Origin of the sequence: Pseudoxanthomonas jiangsuensis (assembly GCF_010093185.1) — a bacterium.
In the GTDB taxonomy this organism is placed as follows: domain Bacteria; phylum Pseudomonadota; class Gammaproteobacteria; order Xanthomonadales; family Xanthomonadaceae; genus Pseudoxanthomonas; species Pseudoxanthomonas jiangsuensis.
The window spans coordinates 1-1,511 of record NZ_PDWL01000061.1; the positions used below are offsets into that span (position 1 = coordinate 1).

At 43.6% G+C, this 1,511-nt stretch carries 5 protein-coding genes; all 5 read left to right on the plus strand.

Annotation, left to right across the window (positions count from 1 at the left end):
* Positions 1 to 191, plus strand: a 191-nt coding sequence (locus tag CSC62_RS17155; protein ID WP_162407884.1) for an antirestriction Ral family protein, incomplete at its 5' end; no start/stop codon positions are given.
* Between the two features lie 182 nt (positions 192 to 373).
* Positions 374 to 742: a DUF2528 family protein gene (locus tag CSC62_RS17160; protein WP_000065374.1), complete on the plus strand. Its 369-nt coding sequence runs from the start codon at positions 374 to 376 to the stop codon at positions 740 to 742.
* A gap of 72 nt (positions 743 to 814) precedes the next feature.
* Positions 815 to 979 carry a protease FtsH-inhibitory lysogeny factor CIII gene (locus CSC62_RS18315; RefSeq protein ID WP_001198861.1) on the plus strand — a complete coding sequence of 55 codons (165 nt, stop codon included), beginning with the start codon at positions 815 to 817 and terminating at the stop codon, positions 977 to 979.
* Complete coding sequence (gene kil, locus CSC62_RS17170) at positions 963 to 1,091, plus strand: host cell division inhibitory peptide Kil (protein WP_001007579.1); 129 nt, start codon at positions 963 to 965, stop codon at positions 1,089 to 1,091. Before CSC62_RS18315 ends, kil begins: the two co-directional genes overlap by 17 nt.
* 74 nt (positions 1,092 to 1,165) lie before the next feature.
* Positions 1,166 to 1,462: a host-nuclease inhibitor Gam family protein gene (locus CSC62_RS17175; RefSeq protein WP_000995451.1), complete on the plus strand. Its 297-nt coding sequence runs from the start codon at positions 1,166 to 1,168 to the stop codon at positions 1,460 to 1,462.
* Positions 1,463 to 1,511: the final 49 nt, after the last annotated feature.

Consider the following 1,511-nt stretch of genomic DNA (forward strand, 5'->3'; position numbering starts at 1 on the left):
CTATTGATAAAAATCAATGGTGTGGACAATTCAAGCGATGCAATGGATGCAAGCTGCAATCGGAATGCATGGTTAAGCCTGAAGAAATGTTTCCTGTAATGGAAGATGGGAAATATGTCGATAAATGGGCAATACGAACGACGGCAATGATTGCCAGAGAACTTGGTAAACAGAACAACAAAGCTGCCTGATAGTGGCCTTTATTTTTGGCATAAATAACAGAATAAACACTGAACTGTGTATTCATTCCAACGAGTGAATACACGGAGCAATGTCGCTCGTAACTAAACAGGAGCCGACTTGTTCTGATTATTGGAAATCTTCTTTGCCCTCCAGTGTGAGGGCGATTTTTTATCTGTGAGGATATGAACAGATGTCAAACATCAAAAAATACATCATTGATTACGACTGGAAAGCATCAATAGAAATTGAAATCGACCATGACGTAATGACAGAGGAAAAACTTCACCAGATTAATAATTTCTGGTCAGACTCTGAATACCGACTCAATAAACACGGCTCTGTATTAAATGCTGTATTAATCATGCTGGCGCAACATGCTCTGCTTATAGCAATTTCAAGCGACTTAAATGCATATGGTGTTGTGTGTGAGTTCGACTGGAATGATGGAAATGGTCAGGAAGGATGGCCTCCAATGGATGGTAGCGAAGGAATAAGAATTACCGATATCGATACATCAGGAATATTTGATTCAGATGATATGACTATCAAGGCCGCCTGAGTGCGGTTTTACCGCATACCAATAACGCTTCACTCGAGGCGTTTTTCGTTATGTATAAATAAGGAGCACACCATGCAATATGCCATTGCAGGGTGGCCTGTTGCTGGCTGCCCTTCCGAATCTTTACTTGAACGAATCACCCGTAAATTACGTGACGGATGGAAACGCCTTATCGACATACTTAATCAGCCAGGAGTCCCAAAGAATGGATCAAACACTTATGGCTATCCAGACTAAATTCACTATCGCCACTTTTATTGGCGATGAAAAGATGTTTCGTGAAGCCGTCGACGCTTATAAAAAATGGATATTAATACTGAAACTGAGATCAAGCAAAAGCATTCACTAACCCCCTTTCCTGTTTTCCTAATCAGCCCGGCATTTCGCGGGCGATATTTTCACAGCTATTTCAGGAGTTCAGCCATGAACGCTTATTACATTCAGGATCGTCTTGAGGCTCAGAGCTGGGCGCGTCACTACCAGCAGCTCGCCCGTGAAGAGAAAGAGGCAGAACTGGCAGACGACATGGAAAAAGGCCTGCCCCAGCACCTGTTTGAATCGCTATGCATCGATCATTTGCAACGCCACGGGGCCAGCAAAAAATCCATTACCCGTGCGTTTGATGACGATGTTGAGTTTCAGGAGCGCATGGCAGAACACATCCGGTACATGGTTGAAACCATTGCTCACCACCAGGTTGATATTGATTCAGAGGTATAAAACGAATGAGTACTGCACTCGCAACGCTGGCTGGGAAGCTGGCTGAACG

What these genes read in the sequence shown, in the direction of transcription:
- CSC62_RS17160 (WP_000065374.1), top strand. Translation starts at nt 374, where the DNA reads ATGTCAAACATCAAAAAATACATCATTGATTACGACTGGAAAGCATCA.
- CSC62_RS17175 (WP_000995451.1), top strand. Translation starts at nt 1,166, where the DNA reads ATGAACGCTTATTACATTCAGGATCGTCTTGAGGCTCAGAGCTGGGCG.
- kil (WP_001007579.1), top strand. Translation starts at nt 963, where the DNA reads ATGGCTATCCAGACTAAATTCACTATCGCCACTTTTATTGGCGATGAA.
- CSC62_RS18315 (WP_001198861.1), top strand. Translation starts at nt 815, where the DNA reads ATGCAATATGCCATTGCAGGGTGGCCTGTTGCTGGCTGCCCTTCCGAA.